General features: G+C 66.7%; 17 protein-coding genes. 6 read left to right on the forward strand and 11 right to left on the reverse strand.

What is annotated here, in order from left to right; genetic code table 11:
• Positions 1-277 precede the first annotated feature (277 nt).
• Positions 278-1264: an exonuclease domain-containing protein gene (locus ACLLJI_RS13580; RefSeq protein ID WP_434613104.1), complete on the reverse strand. Its 987-nt coding sequence runs from the start codon at positions 1262-1264 to the stop codon at positions 278-280.
• A gap of 522 nt (positions 1265-1786) precedes the next feature.
• Here ACLLJI_RS13580 and ACLLJI_RS13585 point away from each other — a divergent pair.
• Both ACLLJI_RS13585 and ACLLJI_RS13590 read left to right on the forward strand, forming a co-directional pair.
• Entirely contained in the window at positions 1787-2575 is a 789-nt protein-coding gene (locus ACLLJI_RS13585) for a class I SAM-dependent methyltransferase (protein WP_434613107.1), read from the forward strand.
• Positions 2576-2596: 21 nt separating this feature from the next.
• Positions 2597-3202 carry an HAD family hydrolase gene (locus ACLLJI_RS13590; protein WP_283561013.1) on the forward strand — a complete coding sequence of 202 codons (606 nt, stop codon included), beginning with the start codon at positions 2597-2599 and terminating at the stop codon, positions 3200-3202.
• On the opposite strand, the gene ACLLJI_RS13595 is transcribed toward ACLLJI_RS13590, so the two are convergent.
• From ACLLJI_RS13595 to ACLLJI_RS13605, 3 genes are read right to left on the reverse strand one after another with little or no spacing between them, the layout of a single operon-like run.
• Entirely contained in the window at positions 3174-3947 is a 774-nt protein-coding gene (locus ACLLJI_RS13595; protein WP_434613111.1) for an FAD:protein FMN transferase, read from the reverse strand. The two genes, ACLLJI_RS13590 and ACLLJI_RS13595, sit on opposite strands and share 29 nt — an antisense overlap.
• Positions 3948-3966: 19 nt before the next feature.
• Positions 3967-4566 carry an FMN-binding protein gene (locus ACLLJI_RS13600; protein ID WP_434613114.1) on the reverse strand — a complete coding sequence of 200 codons (600 nt, stop codon included), beginning with the start codon at positions 4564-4566 and terminating at the stop codon, positions 3967-3969.
• Positions 4563-5981 (reverse strand): ferredoxin reductase family protein, encoded by a 1419-nt coding sequence (locus ACLLJI_RS13605; protein ID WP_434613117.1) that lies wholly within the window; start codon positions 5979-5981, stop codon positions 4563-4565. Before ACLLJI_RS13605 ends, ACLLJI_RS13600 begins: the two co-directional genes overlap by 4 nt.
• 268 nt (positions 5982-6249) lie before the next feature.
• On the opposite strand from ACLLJI_RS13605, the gene ACLLJI_RS13610 reads away from it, so the two are divergent.
• Positions 6250-6930: a VTT domain-containing protein gene (locus ACLLJI_RS13610; protein WP_434613120.1), complete on the forward strand. Its 681-nt coding sequence runs from the start codon at positions 6250-6252 to the stop codon at positions 6928-6930.
• A 110-nt stretch (positions 6931-7040) separates the two neighbouring features.
• Here the strand turns inward: ACLLJI_RS13610 and ACLLJI_RS13615 are convergent, their stop codons facing one another.
• Both ACLLJI_RS13615 and rph read right to left on the reverse strand, forming a co-directional pair.
• Complete coding sequence (locus tag ACLLJI_RS13615; RefSeq protein ID WP_434613123.1) at positions 7041-7721, reverse strand: non-canonical purine NTP pyrophosphatase; 681 nt, start codon at positions 7719-7721, stop codon at positions 7041-7043.
• Between the two features lie 2 nt (positions 7722-7723).
• Positions 7724-8482 (reverse strand): ribonuclease PH, encoded by a 759-nt coding sequence (gene rph / locus ACLLJI_RS13620; RefSeq protein ID WP_434613126.1) that lies wholly within the window; start codon positions 8480-8482, stop codon positions 7724-7726.
• 43 nt (positions 8483-8525) lie between these two features.
• Between rph and ACLLJI_RS13625 the strand changes: the two genes are divergently transcribed.
• Positions 8526-9386 carry an aldo/keto reductase gene (locus ACLLJI_RS13625; protein ID WP_434613129.1) on the forward strand — a complete coding sequence of 287 codons (861 nt, stop codon included), beginning with the start codon at positions 8526-8528 and terminating at the stop codon, positions 9384-9386.
• An 86-nt stretch (positions 9387-9472) separates the two neighbouring features.
• Here ACLLJI_RS13625 and ACLLJI_RS13630 read toward each other — a convergent pair whose 3' ends face one another.
• The 4 genes from ACLLJI_RS13630 to clpS form a co-directional block, all read right to left on the reverse strand.
• The gene (locus ACLLJI_RS13630; protein ID WP_283561020.1) at positions 9473-10270 is read right to left on the reverse strand and encodes an MBL fold metallo-hydrolase; all 798 of its coding nucleotides are present in this window, start codon (positions 10268-10270) and stop codon (positions 9473-9475) included.
• A complete protein-coding gene (murI, locus tag ACLLJI_RS13635) occupies positions 10267-11361 on the reverse strand; it encodes a glutamate racemase (protein ID WP_434613133.1) in 1095 nt (364 codons plus the stop codon). Before murI ends, ACLLJI_RS13630 begins: the two co-directional genes overlap by 4 nt.
• Positions 11362-11445: 84 nt before the next feature.
• Positions 11446-12024, reverse strand: a complete 579-nt coding sequence (locus ACLLJI_RS13640) for a DUF2017 domain-containing protein (protein ID WP_434613136.1) — start codon at positions 12022-12024, stop codon at positions 11446-11448.
• A gap of 3 nt (positions 12025-12027) precedes the next feature.
• On the reverse strand, positions 12028-12339 hold the full coding sequence (gene clpS / locus ACLLJI_RS13645) for an ATP-dependent Clp protease adapter ClpS (RefSeq protein ID WP_283561023.1): 312 nt from the start codon (positions 12337-12339) through the stop codon (positions 12028-12030).
• A 28-nt stretch (positions 12340-12367) separates the two neighbouring features.
• On the opposite strand from clpS, the gene ACLLJI_RS13650 reads away from it, so the two are divergent.
• Positions 12368-13705 carry a nicotinate phosphoribosyltransferase gene (locus tag ACLLJI_RS13650; protein WP_434613140.1) on the forward strand — a complete coding sequence of 446 codons (1338 nt, stop codon included), beginning with the start codon at positions 12368-12370 and terminating at the stop codon, positions 13703-13705.
• Positions 13705-14346, forward strand: a complete 642-nt coding sequence (locus ACLLJI_RS13655) for an isochorismatase family protein (RefSeq protein ID WP_434613143.1) — start codon at positions 13705-13707, stop codon at positions 14344-14346. The genes ACLLJI_RS13650 and ACLLJI_RS13655 overlap by 1 nt, the downstream gene beginning before the upstream one ends.
• A 109-nt stretch (positions 14347-14455) precedes the next feature.
• On the opposite strand, the gene ACLLJI_RS13660 is transcribed toward ACLLJI_RS13655, so the two are convergent.
• Entirely contained in the window at positions 14456-16231 is a 1776-nt protein-coding gene (locus ACLLJI_RS13660) for a DEAD/DEAH box helicase (protein WP_434613146.1), read from the reverse strand.
• Positions 16232-16268 lie beyond the last annotated feature (37 nt).

Consider the following 16268-nt stretch of genomic DNA (forward strand, 5'->3'; position numbering starts at 1 on the left):
TACCGCCACTCCTCCCGCGACACGATCAGCATTGGCGGCTCGCTCCACCTTAGCGAGCTCGTCCCCGCGCAGCCGCAACGAGACGACTGTCGAGACATCCTCGACCACGCTGGCCTCCCGATGAAACGGAGGGCTGCACTTCGGCCAGACGCGCATGGAGTCTTCGCCGTCTCATGCCGATCGGTGTCCGGGCACTTGTCCCTTCGTGGCGCGCGAGCGGCCAGAACCAAAAAGTCAGGATCCGCTACCTAGGACCTTCATCAACCGACCTTACAGATCAGCCGATCATCTGCATGAATTCCCCTTCGGAGAGCACCTCGATGCTTTGCCCGCGGCCGTGCAGTTCCAGCACGCGACGGGCTTTGGAGGTCAGGCGACCGCTGCGCAGATCCGCCGCCACGAAGCCGTCCCCCACCACCAGCACTGTGGTTTTCCGGGTGACGGAGCTGGCCGGCTGCGCGCCGAGCCCGGCTGCACGCTCCTTCGCGGCGCCGCGCGGCAGCTGCAGATTGCCGGTGAAGACCACCATCTGGCCAAACAGTGGATGGTGCGGATCGGCGGCAGCGTCGGCTTCCGGATTCGGGCCTTCCTCCGGCCAGCCCTGCCAACCTTGCCAGCCGGAGGCTGCCGGGGCTTCACTCAGACGTTTGAGGGCGGTCCGCGTCGCCTTGGAAACCTCAGCCAAGCCGGGGAGGTAGGCGTCCGCGCGCGGCAGCCGCAGTTTATGCACGGCGAACAGCTCCGCAACGCTGCCCGCGCCGTTGCGCCTGGCGATGTCCACCATGATGCCGGCGCAAGCCCGCGCATCCTCAACCGCATCGTGGTGGTTGACCAGCGGCACCCCGGCCGCCTCGGCCACAAACGGCAGGGAATAGGACGGCAGCGAATAATTCCGCCGGGACAGCATCACCGTGCAGGCGTAGTCGAAGGCCGGTCCGGGCAGTTCCGAGACTTCCAGCGCGGACCGGATCACACCCATATCAAAGGACGCGTTGTGGGCCACCAGGACATCAGCCCCGATGAAGCCGCCGATCTCCGCGAACAGCTCACCGAACCGGGGCGCGGCCGCGACCTGGGCGGAGGTGAGGCCATGGATCTGCACGTTGCGCGGGTCGAAATGGTCATGGCCGGCGGGGGGCCTCATCAGCCAGGACGCTTCTTCAACGATTTTTCCGTCGCGGACTTTACTGAGACCCACGGCGCACGGCGAACCGCGGAAGCCGTTGGCGGTCTCAAAATCGATTGCAGTAAACTCCAAAGCCACTCGGCAAGATTACCCCGCCTGCCGCGGCACGGGAGAACGCGGCGCGGCACGGGAGAACGCGGCGCGGCACGGGAGAACGCGGCGCGGCACGGGAGAACGCTCGCAGCACGCCTATCCGGCTAGCCCAGCCAGTGAGACAATGATGGGCGCCGTCGAAGATTGACCACTTTCAGCCAGAGTCCCGGCCGAAAACCCGGCGTGTCTCCTAAACCTTCGGCGTGTTGCCGCGGAACATGGTCAGACTTTGACGCATCCACGATGCGATACCCCAATCGACCCCGGAAAATCAGGACGAGCCCATAATCCTCACTCCGGCTGAGCTAAACCGGATAGCATGCGCTCGCAGGCGTCTTTCGTTCCGCCGCCGTCGGTTCACCACGAACCGAGGTGGCGGACCGACGAGTGTTGGATCGGCGGTGACCCGCGCGATGCTGACGGGTGACGTCATGCGGGGACGCGAGGAGGGTCGCCGCTGCGGCTGATCGTCTTGCGACCCGAGGGCGGACGCGCGAGAGTGGTTCCATGCCGCATGCAGAACATCACGACCAGCACAATCCTCCCGCCGGGACGGCTGCGCCCGGGCCGCCCGCAGCGGCCGGCAACGGCGCAGCGAGCAAGGCCGGCCAGGAATTCTGGGATGACTTCTACCAGGCGCGCCCGAATATCTGGAGCGGACGCGTCAACCCGGTGCTGGCCGAAGAGACCGCCGGCCTTGCCTCAGGCAGCGCACTTGATCTGGGCTGCGGGGAAGGTGCCGATGCCATCTGGCTGGCGCAGCACGGCTGGCGTGTTACGGCGATCGACGTGTCCGCCATCGCACTCGAACGCGCCGCAAGGCACGCCCAGGCAGCCGGAGCCAGCGACCGCATCACATGGGTGTGTGCGGACCTGTCTTCTTGGACGCCTCCGGAGCGCTATGACCTGGTCTCGGCGCACTACCTGCATTCTCCCGAGCCGGCCGGTTACGCCCTGCTGCAGGCCGCCGCCGCCGCCGTCGCGGTCAACGGAACCCTGCTCGCCGTCGGGCACCACCCCGACGATGTCCTCCCCGGATCCGGTCCCCCCGGTCTGTGGACGCCCGACCAGCTCGAGGCGAATCTGACCCTGCCACCGGACCGGTGGCGCATCGACGTCCGGGAGTCACGGCGGCGCCCGCCCGGGGAATCCACCGGGACGTCGGGAAGGCACTCAGCCGGGCACCGGGACGCGGATTCGCCCCCGGATCTTCCGGCCGGGGATCCCGGCGCCGGACATTCGAACGCCGCCAGCCACCGCACGGACAGCATCCTGCGGGCAACGCGGCTCCGCTGACATCCGCGCTAGGCTGGCCCGATGAACGCGGAAACGGCGCCCCCCATTTGGTATCTGTTCGACTACGGCATGGTGATTTCCACTGCCCCGGAACCGGAGGACTGGGAGGCCCTGCGGGAAGCCGCGGGCCTTCCGCTGGAGTCCCGGGACAGCAGCTACTGGCTGCACCGTCACGGATTCGACGCCGGCACACTGACCGCCCAGGACTACTGGACCCGGGTGCTGGGCCGGGAAATCGGTGCGGATCTGACGGCGCGGCTGGAGACGCTGGACGCCGATCAATGGTCACATCTGAATCCGGAAACCCTCGATGTCCTCGAGGATCTGCACCTGGGCGGTGCGCGCCTGGCTTTGCTGTCCAATATGCCGGCCGGGATGGCCGCGCAATACTCCCGGAGCGCGCCGTGGGCCGGTTACTTCGACAAGCTGTTTTTCAGCGGCCAGCTCGGTCTGGCCAAGCCGGACCCGCAGATCTTCAGGGATGTGCTGGCGCATTTGGGGACGACGACGGCGCAGGTCACCTTTGTGGACGATGTCCAGGAAAACATCGACGCGGCCGCCGTGCTGGGCATGCGGACGGTGCTGCACCAGCCGGGGATTAATCTGCGGGCCGAACTGGGGCTGTAGGATGCCGGACAAAACCGGGGGTCGCCAGCAGGCCTCCGTCGCGGCGGACGGCCAGCACGTCAATGGGCAGCTCCGAGCTGAAGCGGTGCAGAGCCGCACTTCCCCCTGCAGTGATGGCCGTGGCCAGGACGTCGGCCGTAATGATGTCCGCGGCCCGGACGGTGACCTGCACAAATTCCATCGACGTCCCGGGCCGGCGCCAGATATGCTCCCCACGCTCGGCACTGCCGGAGGTGGCGACCGCCGGCAGTGCGGGGGTCGCGGCGATGCTTCCCAGCAGGGATGTCCGGTCCGCCGGGTCCACAATCCCCACCTGCCACCCTCCGCCGTCGCCCGCGGTACCCGAACAAAGCACATCGCCACCTGCATTAAGGCACCAATCCCGGTGGCCCTCGCTGTGCAGCCACTCCCCCGCCGCCGCAGCCGCGCAGGCCTTGACGACCCCGGACAGGTCCAGCACACCGTCGGGCCGGTGCGGCGTGAATTCCCCATTGGTGACGGTCCGCCAGTGCAACGCCAGCGCGTACATCCGCCGCATGGCGGGGCTGGAATCCGGCAGCGCCACGGCCCCGGCAGCGATCCGGCTCAACTCGGAGTCCGGCCGGTACAAACTGAATCTGCGGTCCGCGTCCGCGAAAATCCGCTCCACGCCGTCGGCCCAGCGCTCCTGCCGAGGCCCTTGGGACAGCGTCACGCTGACCACCGTTCCCATGGTTCTGAGCACCCGGACGGCAGCGGTTTCCATGGATCCGGCTGACAAGACCTCAGCCCCGGGAATTCGGGCTGAATGACTGATCAGTCTGGAAGTGCGCGGCGTCCAGTGCCGCCTGCAGCGAGGTCAGATAGCCCTCGCTGGTGGCGGTCGCACCGCTGATGCTCTGCACGGCGGCGGACTGCGCTGCCAGAACCTGACTGCGGAGCACGGGGGCGGCATAGTTACTGATCTGGGCCGAGCGCTGGTCCCGGTCCGTCAACTGCAGCGCGGTCACATCCTTGATCGTCCCCGCGGCAATGGTGACCTGGACCTGAACCGCGCCGTAGCGGGTGCTGGCGCTGGTGCCCTTGAACGTGCCGCTGACCGCGGCATTCACGCCCTGCCCGGACGCAGCGGAACCCGTGGTAGGACCGGGTGCGGCGGAAGGGGCCGCCGTTCCGGGCGCTCCGCTCCCGCCGTCGTCGGTGTTACCGGAACTACCGGAACTGCCGGCGCTACCTGAACTGCCGGAACTGTCCGGCAGGGAAGGACTCCCGACGACCGCCGCCGGGCCGACGTGGACCTGGTCCGCACCGGTTCCGGCCTGCCAGCCGAGCAGGATAATCCCCGCCGACGCAGCAGCGGCGATGATGACTGCCCGGGCCCTCACCAGCTGAACCTCTCATGATGGATGGCCTCAGCCGGCACGCCGGCCGCGCGCGCCTGCGCCATCACCTGGGCGCTCCACTGCACGGGACCGCAGACGTACACATCGGACGATGCCAGCGCGGGCGCATAACTGAGCAGCGAAAACCCTCTGTCCGCGGACGCCGCCGGCAGCCAATGCGCCAGATCCGACGGTCGCGGGCCCGTCTCCAGATACAGGTATGCACCGCGGCTGCGGCACAGCTCGTCGATCTCGGCCAGCAGATAGAGCTCCTCCACCCTGCCGGCCCGCAGGATGACCGTGGCATCGCCGGGCGCAAAATCCGCCTCCTCCAGCAATGACCGGATCGGAGCGACACCGATTCCCGCGCCGACCATGACCAACCGCTCGCTGGTGCGCACCGTTTTGCTGAAGATTCCGTAGGGGCCCTCGATCACCACCTTGGTCCCAGGGCGGACGGTGAGCAGCTTCCGGGTCCCGCTCCCCAGCCCGCGGACGGTGATTTCCAACACACCGGCGGACGGCGCCGCCGAGAGCGAAAATGGGTGTGCGTGCCACCACAGGTCCGCTGACAGAAAACGCCACAGGAAGAACTGGCCGGCATGCACCGAAAGGGATTCAAGTCCGGCGCCGCTCATGGTGATCGTCACCGCATCCGTTCCCGCTCGGCGCACCCCGGTGACCACCAGCCGATACCGGGCACTGCGGGCCAGGGGAACCGCGATCCGGAAAACCAGGATGGAGCCGGTAACCGCCAGATAGAAGACCAGCCAATAGAGGCGCTGCCACGTCCCCGGCGCAAATACGGCACCATTGCTGAACTGATGGGGCAGCGCCGCCAGCACTGCGAGATAGGCGAGCAAATGAATTCCCAGCCAGGCCTCATACGGGAACCGGCGCTGCACGGCGACCACTGAGGTCACGACGACGGCCAGCAGCAGTCCCAGCCCCATAAACGCCAAGGGCATGTCGGGTACGGTCAAAAACAGCGTCAGCACCTCGGACACCGGATTGATTCCCTCGGTCATCCCGTAGCCGGCGATCAACAGCCCGGTGTGTGACAGCAGCAGGTAGAGCAACGGCTTTCCGAGCTTCCGGTGCAGGGCCACCGCTCGGTCATGTCCATAGGCCCTGTCGATCACCGGCAACCGCGCAGTGAGCAGCAGCATCACGAGCAGCAGATCGGTGCCGACCAGACCCGCCGCGATCCCCAGCGACGTCAGGGTCTGGCCCACGGAGACAAAGCCGGCGGCCACGTCGTCGGCCAGGAACAAGGCGATGACGATGGCCACCGAAACCCAGCTGGCGATCAGCAGACTGTCCCGGCGGAGCAACCGGCGCCGGGACGCCAGCACGCGGTCCGGCCCGACGCGTGGGGCGGGCCGTGCTCCGGTCCGCGGAAATGGTTGAATGGCCATGCACTAACTCTCGCGTCGCCTGCTGTCAATGACCCCAAGGAAACCTGTGGGCCACCTGTGCGGTGCATGTATGGATTTACCCTCCGGGCCCACCCTCGGGCGACGCCTCGGACCTGCCCTCCGGACGCAACTTCGGCCTGAGCGCGGGCGCCCCCTCCCGGCACCTCCTCCGACGCATCTCATCCCGCGGGCTGAGCCGCTCCGCGCAGGTGTGCCGTAACCTTGGAGGGTGATTCCTTCAGCTATCAGTAACTCAGCCGCGCCCGCCATGCTTGGGTCCGGCTCCGCTCCCACCGGTTTCCTGCCGCCGTGGCTGGATCCTGCCGTCATCCTAGACAACCCCGCGTGGGGGCCCTGGGTCGTCCTGCTGGCCTGCGCGATCATTTTCGCTGAAACCGGGCTGCTGATCGGCTTTTTCCTGCCCGGGGATTCACTCTTGTTCACCGGCGGTCTGCTGGTGGCCACGGGAGTGATCCAGTTCAATATCTGGGCCGTGATGGGATTGCTCATCCTCTCCGCCTTCATCGGCAACCAGGCCGGCTATCTGATCGGGCTGAAGGCCGGACCCGCCATCTTCAACAAACCCGATTCCCGGCTGTTCAAACGTGAAAACGTGCAGAAGGCGCACGCGTTCTTTGAAAAGCACGGCGGTAAAGCGCTGATTCTGGCCCGCTTTGTGCCGATCGTGCGGACCTTTGTGCCCGTGATTGTTGGCGTGGCAAGGATGGACCGCCGGCATTTCCTCATCTACAACGCCATTGGGGCCGTGCTGTGGGCCGGCGGCGTAACCCTGCTGGGCTATATCCTCGGCGACCGGGTGCCGTGGGTGCAGAAGAATCTGGACCTGATCTTTATTCTCATCGTCCTGGCCTCCATCATCCCCATCATCGTGGAATTCATCAAGGGGTTCTCTGCCAGCCGCAGGGCCAAGCGCGCCATCGACAGTTGACGCCCGCACCCATCCAAGCCACCCCGCCCTCCCCGCCGTTCCCGCAGGGCGTGCCCAAGTAGGTCGCAGATATCGCACTCAAAACCCGGAATGAGTGCGATATCTGCGACCTACTTGGGTTGGAGGGCCGCAATGATGTGCGGCAGCAGCTTCCGGAAGGCCTGGCCGCGGTGGCTAATGGCGTTTTTCTCCGCGGGGGCCAGCTCGGCGCAGCTGACGCATAAGCCATCCGGAACCAGGATCGGATCGTAACCGAAACCGCCGTCTCCGCGCGGTGCACGCAGCAACACCCCGGGCAATTCGCCGTGCTCCACCTGCTCAACGGCCAGGAGTTCGACGGCGGCAGGCGCGCTGCCCCCGCCGGCACCGGCCGCCGTGCCCGGCACCGCCAAAGCCGCGGCGCAGACAAAACGGGCAGCACGGTGCGCATCGTCGATGTCCGCCAGCTGGGCCAACAAGAGGGCCATATTGGCGCCGTCGTCCCCGTGCCGTCCGGCCCAGCGTGCGGAGAAGATCCCCGGCGCACCGCCCAGCACGTCCACGGCCAGCCCGGAATCGTCGGCCACGGCCGGCAGACCCGTCGCCTCCGCAACGGTCCGCGCCTTCAGCAGCGAATTCTCTGCAAAGGTCACCCCAGTTTCCGCCACATCGGGCGCCCCGGCCGCCGCCGCGTCGACGACTTGAGTGTCGACGTCGAGCCCCGGAATCTGGCCGCGCAGCAGCTCGCGGAACTCGCGCAGTTTGCCCTTATTGTGCGTCGCCAGCACCAGCCGCGGTTCGGCTGCGGCCATGGTCACAACCCCAGCGTGTCCCGCTGGATCTGCGACAGCTGCAGCGTGCCCAGCAGGGCAAGATCCAGCAGCGCGTCCAGCTCGTCACGGTCAAAGGGCGCGCCCTCGGCGGTTCCCTGCACCTCCACGAACTTCCCGGAGCCGGTCACCACCACGTTCATGTCCGTTTCGGCGCGGACGTCCTCCACATACGGCAGGTCCAGCATCGGGATGCCGTCAATGATCCCGACCGAAACGGCGGCCACCGTGTCGATCAACGGCTGGGCGTTGCGGGCAATCAGCTTGTTCTCCCGCGCATAGTGGATCGCGTCGGCCAGCGCCACGTAGGCGCCAGTGATCGCCGCGGTCCGGGTGCCGCCGTCGGCCTGCAGCACGTCGCAGTCCAGCACAATCGTGTTCTCGCCGAGCGCCTTGGTATCAATGATGGAGCGCAGCGAGCGTCCGATCAGCCGGGAAATTTCGTGCGTGCGCCCGCCAATTTTGCCTTTGACGGATTCGCGGTCCGAGCGCGTATTCGTCGCCCTCGGCAGCATCGCATATTCGGCCGTCACCCACCCCCGGCCCTCGCCCTTGAGCCAGCGTGGGACGCCCGGAGTCAGCGACGCGGTGCACAGCACGCGGGTGTTGCCGAACTCGATCAGAGCGGACCCTTCGGCCTGTTGGGACCAGCCACGGGTGATGCTGATGTCGCGGAGCTGATCCGGCATGCGGCCGTCCGCACGGATCGTCGAGGTTGCCGCAGAAATTTCGCCTGTTGTCATGGTTCCAGCTTAGCCAATCCGCGCTGCGGTAAAGTCATGCCGTATGGACAGACAGCACGGCACCGTTAAGCTGCCCAGCGGCGAGGCAGTCCCCCGGCTCGGTCAGGGAACCTGGTACATGGGCGACGACGGCGGCGCCAGGGAGCAGGAAATCCGCACCTTGCGCACTGGTCTGGATCTGGGGCTGACGCTGATCGATACGGCGGAAATGTACGGTGACGGCCGTGCCGAAGAACTCGTCGGTGAGGCCATCGCCGGCCGCCGGGATGAAGTTTTCCTGGTCAGCAAAGTCCTGCCGTCAAACGCCAGTGCGCGCGGCACGTCGCAGGCCCTGGCGGCGAGCCTGAAGCGTCTGCGCACGGACTATCTGGACCTGTACCTGCTGCATTGGCGCGGCGGCATCCCGCTGGCCGAGAGCATCGGCGCCCTGCAGGCGCTCGCCGCGGCCGGGAAAATCCGGCACTGGGGTGTCAGCAACCTGGATACCGACGACCTGCGCGAGCTCGAAACGGTACCGCACGCCGGGCAGCTGCAGACCGATCAGCTGCTGTACAACTTGTCCCGGCGGGGCATTGAATATGACTTGCTGCCGATGCTGGCCGAACGGAATGTCCCCGTGATGGCTTACTCGCCGATCGAACAGGGGAGGCTGCTGGCGCACCCGGAGCTGCGCCGGATCGCGGCTGAACACCCGGTTGGGGAAAATGCAGCGATCGCTGCGCAGATCGCCCTGGCGTGGCTACTCCGGCGCCCGGATGTCATCGCCATCCCGAAGGCCTCCTCGGTGGAACATGTACGGCAGAACCACGCGGCCCAGGACATCGAGCTCAGCGGCGAAGAACTTGCCGCGCTCGATGCCGCTTTTCCGCCGCCGGTGCAGGCGGAGCCGCTGGAAATGCTGTAAGCCGCGGTCCCGGCCAGATGGTTGCCCGTCCCGGTCACGCATCTGGTCCACAGACGACGGGAAGATGCCGGCATCCGCCGGCCGGCTCAGATCGTGTAGTGCACGCCCGCCACGGCCACCGCCACCTGGCCGTCGTATTCCGGCTGCGCCTCGGCAATGATCCGGTTGGGGTCCGTCCAGACCGGCAGATGGGTCAACAGCAGCCGACGCGCATTCGCCTTGGCCGCGGCCTGGGCCGCCCGCTTCCCGGTGAGATGGACGTCCTTGATGGCGTCGTCGCGGCCTTCCTCAAAGGCCGCTTCACACAGGAACAGGTGCGCATCCCGGGCCGCTTCGACCAGGCCGGGGCAGGAATCGGTGTCACCGGAGTAAGTCAGCACGGTGATCCTGTCCACCCCGGTGCCGTCGTACTCAGTCGCTTCCACGCGGAGGGCGTAAGCCTCCTCCACCGGATGGTTCACGGCATAGGGGGTGATCCGGAACGGGCCCAGTTGCACGGTTTCGCGGTCGGTCCACAGCCGGAAGTCGAATTCCCCGCTCATCCCGGGCACCGGGTCCAGCCCATAGGCGGTGGCCAGCCGGACCGCCGTCGCCGATGGTCCCCAGACCGGGATGCGGCCGGCCTTCCAGCCGTTCGGGTCCCAGCGGACGGCCACATGCAGCCCGCACAGATCCATGCAGTGGTCCGGGTGCAGGTGGGTCAGGAAGATGGCGTCAATGTCCTGCAGATCCATGTATTTCTGCACGGCCCCCAGTGCACCGCTGCCAAGATCCAACAGAATGCGCCAGGGCCGCACGCCGTCGTGGGCGGTCAAGAGGTAGCACGACGCCGGCGACTGTGGGCCCGGGAACGAGCCGCTGCAGCCCACAATGGTAAGTTTCATGGCTGGTCACCGGCCGCGCCGCCGTTGTGAACGCCGCCGGTGTAGGCGCCACCGGCCTTTACGCCGCCGGCGTAAACGCTTCCAGCGAGCCCGGCGTTGGAGGTCCACGGCCGGGCAAGGGAACGGGCGGCGGCCAGCATTTCCGGGCTGACCCGGGCCATCGAGCCCGTCGGATAATGCGCAGCGACGTGGTCCACCTGTTCGACGCTGAGCACCTCAGGACCAAGGAAACGGCGTGCCAGCACCTCGAAGGCGCCGGCATCCCCGGTGGCTAGGAAATTGTGCACCGGCGCAGCGGCCGCGGTGCGCTCCAGATCGTGGCTGACCAGGGCACGGTAAACGTCCTTGGCGGTTTCCTCCGCGCTGGAAACCAGGGTGACGCCGTCGCCCATGCAAAAGGAAATGACGCCGGTCAGCAGCGGGTAATGCGTGCAGCCGAGCACCAGCGTGTCCACATCCGCGGCCTTGAGCCCGGCCAGATAACCCTGCGCGGTGGAGAGCAGCTGCGCGCCTGCGGTGATCCCGGATTCAACGAATTCCACGAAATCCGGACAGGCCACGGAGGTGATCTGCAGGGCGGGAGCGGCGGCGAATGTGTCCTCATAGGCGCGCGAGCCGATGGTGGCGGAGGTCCCGATGACTCCGACGCGGCCGGTCCTGGTGGCCGCCACCGCACGGCGCACCGCGGGCTGGATCACTTCGATGACGGGAATCCCGTACCGCGCGGTGTAGCGTTCCCGGGCATCGCGCAGCACGGCGGCGGAAGCGGAATTACAGGCGATGACCAACAGTTTGACGCCGGAGTCCACCAGCTCGTCCATCACGCCAAGGGCGTTGGCACGGACCTCGGCAATGGGCAGCGGGCCGTAGGGGCCGTTGGCGGTGTCGCCGACGTAAAGAATGGATTCATTGGGCAGCTGATCGATCACTGCCCGGGCCACCGTTAGCCCGCCAACGCCGGAATCGAAAATGCCGATGGGCCGGGCGGAGCGTTCGGATCCGGAGGTATCCGTCCCTAACCGCGTGACGGCGGCCCGGCCGAGACCTGCTGCAGCGGCGGGAAGGGAGCTGTGACTCGATGCTGAGCTCATAATCGTCCCAGACTAGATGCTCCCGGGCTCCGGCGTGAACTTTCGCCGGCGTCGGCTTGGTCACACCGCCAGGCCGTGCTGATCTCAGTCACCGTCCTTCAGGCTCAAGAGCATGGCCTGGACCAGCGCTTCCTGCAGCCAGGAGACGAAGTTGTAGACCAGCGCCAGGTAAGAGTCGACGTCGTCGGCCTGGGACCAGTCCTGCAGCTGGTGAATCCGTTCGGCATCCGCTTCGCCACGGATGCTGAGCCGTTCGGCGAGCACAAGCCGGACGTCGTTGAGCGCCATGGCCCAGTGCTTGGCACGCTCGCCATCCAGGACCAGCTTGTCCGAGTCCAGGTCCAGGGCAGCGGCCCGCAGGGCACCGATTTTGGTCTCCCGCAGCGAGCGTTCGGTCAGCTGCCGGAACTCCAAGGCGGCGCCGGCAGTTGCCTCGTCCACGGCCTTGACCACATCGGGAAGCAACCGCTTGAGGGCCGGATCCGTGGGAACGCTCACGTCCATGTCCAGCCCGATCATCGCAGCCAGCGGGTCTGCATGGGCCGGGGAATCCGGTTCCAGCATGTCCACAATGTCAGCAAAAAGATTGCGGAGCAGGTCGCGCTCGGCATGCTCCAGCTGCCCGGTGATTCCCTTGCGGCCGTACTTGAAGGCTTTAGCCACCGGTCAGCCCCTCGCGTTCATGTCGTCTTTTTGCACGGTGGCCCACAGTCCAAAACCGTGCATGGCAGCGGCGTCGGCCTCCATCTTTTCCTTGCCGCCGTGCGCCACGGCGGACCGCCCCTCGGTGTGCACCTGCATCATCAGCTTCCCCGCCTTAGCCTCCGAATAGCCGAAGTAGCTCTGGAAAACGTAGCTGACGTAGCTCATCAGGTTCACCGGATCATTCCAGACAACCAGCACCCAGGGAATATCAGGGGCGCTGCGCTCTTGGACATGGGTTTCCCGGGCAAGATCGGGAGCGGTGCTGACGGTCATATGTCCATTCTAGTGCGGCCGCATTAGAGTGAATTTCGTGACTACCACGCCCCCTTGGGACCATCCCGCCACATCTTTGTACACGGACCACTATGAACTGACCATGCTGCAGGCCGCATTGCACTCGGGAGCCGCCCACCGCCGGAGCGTCTTCGAGGCGTTTGCGCGGCGGCTGCCGGACGGTCGCGGTTATGGGGTGGTGGGCGGCACCGGCCGGCTGCTGGAGGGAATCGAGCGGTTCCGGTTTGGGGCGCCGGAACTGGAATTCCTGTCCCGGAATAAGGTGGTCAATGACCAGACGCTGGCGTGGCTGGCCGATTTCAAATTTTCCGGCAGCATTTACGGCTACGCCGAGGGGGACGCATACTTTCCCAACTCCCCCATCCTGATTCTCGAGGCGCCCTTTGCCGAGGCCTGCGTGCTGGAGACCTATGTGCTCTCCGTCCTCAACCATGACAGTGCCATCGCCTCCGCCGCCTCCCGGATGGTGGGCGCCGCCGGTGGACGACCGTGCATTGAAATGGGCTCGCGGCGCACGCAGGAGGAATCCGCGGTCGCCGCGTCCCGCGCCGCCGTCATTGCCGGATTCGCCAGCACCTCGAATCTGGAGTGCGGCCGCCGCTATGGCGTGCAGACCGTTGGGACCGCCGCGCATTCCTTCACACTGCTGCATGACACGGAACGCGCGGCTTTTGCGGCGCAGCTTCAGTCCCTGGGCGCGGACACCACCTTGCTGGTCGACACCTACGACGTCGAAGCTGCGGTGCGCACGGCGGTGGAACTCGCGGGCCCTGAGCTGGGCGGAGTCCGGCTCGATTCCGGCGATCTGTTGGCTCAGGCCCGGGAGGTGCGGACGCTGCTGGACTCGCTGGGAAACACCGGGACGCGGATCACCGTGACGTCGGATCTGGATGAATATGCCATTGCCGCGCTCGCCGCCGCCCCGGTGGATTCCTACGGTGTGGGCACGTCGCTGGTGACCGGTTCCGGCGCGCCCACGGCGAGTATGGTCTACAAGCTGGTCAGCCGCGAGGCCGGCGACGGCACTTTCGTCCCGGTGGCCAAAGCGGCCAAGAACAAAACGTCAGTCGGCGGGCGTAAATACGCGCTGCGCCGGCGCGATGCCCGGGGTACCGCCACGGCGGAGATTGTCGGCATCGGGCACCCGCCGCAGGACGACGGCGACGACCGGCCGCTGATGCACGAATTCATGATCGACGGCGTCCGCGCGCCCGGCTGGACCGACCGCGAGGGTGTGCTCCGCGCCGTCGAACAACACCGTGCGTCGATGGCCGAGCTGCCCGGAACGGCTCGACGGCTGCAGCGCGGTGAACCGGTAATCCCAACGGAATTTGAGGTGGCGTAATGGCACAGGCATTGCTGATTGTCGATGTTCAGAACGATTTCTGCGAAGGCGGTTCGCTGGCCGTGGCCGGCGGGGCGGCGCTGGCCGCGGAGATCAGCGAGCTGCTCGATGCCACCACGGATTTTGACTATGTGGTGGCCACCCAGGACTGGCATATCGATCCTGGTGCGCATTTCTCCGAGTCCCCCGACTTCGTGCACAGCTGGCCGGTCCATTGCGTGGCGGACAGCCGCGGTGCCGCACTGCATCCGGATCTGGACACCGAAACCATCGACGCCTATTTCCGCAAGGGCCGGTTTGCTGCCGCCTATTCCGGATTTGAGGGTCTCTTGGCGCCGGAGGATGAGGTGCGTGCGGGGGAACGCTCGGCCGGAGATTCCGGCGAGAACGACGGCGATGACGACGCCGGGGCGGAGGGTGCCGTCACGCTGGACGACTGGCTCCGGGAGCACGACGTCGACGCCGTCACCATCGTGGGCATCGCCACCGACCACTGCATCCTGGCCACCGCGCTGGATGCCATCGAGGCCGGCTATGACACGACCGTCCTGACGGATCTGATTGCCGGTGTCAGCGCCGGGCCCACCGAAGCCGCACTGGACAAGCTCGCCGCCGCAGGAGTGGAGCTTCGCCGCTCCTGACCGGGACCGCAATCCCCATCGACTGAGCAGCAGCCCGGCCAAAACCCAGAGCCCACCAGCCTCAGGTGCTGGAGCCGGCTGCACGGCTGAATGGACCATCAACCCAGGCCTACTTTCGGCCGATGAACCAGCCCTGCAGCTTCTTCAGCCGTTCCTGCAGCTGCCCCTCGTTGGCCTGCGCCACCGCCGGCCCGCCGCATTTGCGCCGCAGTTCGCTGTGCACCATGCCGTGCGGCATCCCCGATCTGGCGGACCACGCGGAGACGTTCTTGGCGAGCTCGTTGCGCAGCTCCGTCAGCATCCGATGGTCGATCACGGCCGGGGCAGCCGAAACCGCTTCCACAGCACCTGGCGCCTTGCGGCGCCGCGACTGCTGCTCGGCCTGGCGCTGGCGCAGCAGGACGCTGACCTGATCGGCGTCGAGCAGGCCTGGAATGCCGAGGAAATCAAGCTCATCCTCACTGCCCATCTCACCCCCGGTGCCGAACTCGCCGCCGTCGAACAACACCCGGTCAAAGGAAGCCTGGGACTCCAGCGCCTCAAACTTGAATTTCTCCAGCGTGTCCGAGCCCTTTTCCTCCCGGTTCGCCTCCAGCATCTCGGCGTCCTCGGTGACAAACCCGTCCGGCTCGGTGTCGGGGCGGTCCAGGGCGTGGTCGCGCTCAACCTCCAGCTGGTTGGCCAGCGCCATCAGGTTCGGCACCGAGGGCAGGAAGACCGACGCCGTCTCGCCCCTCTTGCGGGCGCGCACAAACCGTCCCACCGCCTGGGCGAAGAAGAGCGGTGTCGCCGTGGAGGTCGCGTACACGCCCACGGCCAGACGCGGGACGTCCACCCCTTCGGAAACCATCCGCACGGCGACCATCCAGCGCTTCTCCCCAACCGAAAACTCCTCGATCTTGTGCGAGGCCTTCGCGTCATCGGACAGGATCACTGTCGGCGATTCCCCGGTGATCTTTTTCAGCGTGCCGGCGTACGCCCGCGCATCATCGTGGTCGGTGGCAATCACCATCGCACCGGCGTCGGGGACGGAGCGGCGCACCTCGGTGAGCCGCTTGTCCGCGGCGGCCAGGACGGAGGGAATCCATTCGCCGGTGGGGTTCAGCGCCGTCCGCCAGGCCTGCGAGGTAATGTCCTTGGTCACCGGCGCCCCCAGCGAGGCTGACATCTCCTCACCGGTCCCGGTGCGCCAGCGCATCTGGCCCGAATAGGCCATAAACATCACCGGCCGGACCACATGGTCCTTCAGCGCCTCCCCATAACCGTAGGTGTAGTCCGCCCGCGAACGGCGGATCCCCTCCCGGTCCTCGACGTACTCAACGAACGGAATGGCGGCGGTGTCCGAGCGGAACGGAGTCCCGGTCAGCGCCAGGCGCCGCGCGGCCGGTTCAAAGGCTTCCCTGATCCCGTCACCCCAGGACAGCGCGTCGCCGCCGTGATGGATCTCGTCCAGAATCACCAGGGTCCGGGCTGCCTCGGTCTTGGCCCGGTGCAGCATCGGCTTGCTGGCCACTTGCGCATACGTCACGGCCACCCCCATGAAGCCGCGGCCGTGCTTGCCGTCCGCGTTCTTGAAGTTCGGATCGATCGCGATGCCCACCCGGGCCGCCGCGTCCGACCACTGCCCCTTCAAATGGTCGGTCGGCGTTACGATGGTCACGCGGTTCACCACTCCGCGCTCAATCAGCTCCGTGGCGATCCGCAGCGCAAAGGTCGTCTTTCCTGCGCCGGGGGTTGCGACGGCCAGAAAGTCCTGTGGCTCCGTGGCAAAATAACTTTCCATTGCCTGGGCCTGCCAGGCGCGCAGCTTCGGGGCGGTCCCCCACGCAGCGCGTTCCGGGTACGCCGGGGGCAGCGCGGGGCCGCCAAAAAGAGTCTCTGTCACAGCTGGTTGTCCCCCATCATGGCGCACGGAACCAAGA

It is taken from the genome of Arthrobacter sp. A5 (assembly GCF_051131705.1).
GTDB lineage: Bacteria > Actinomycetota > Actinomycetes > Actinomycetales > Micrococcaceae > Arthrobacter_M.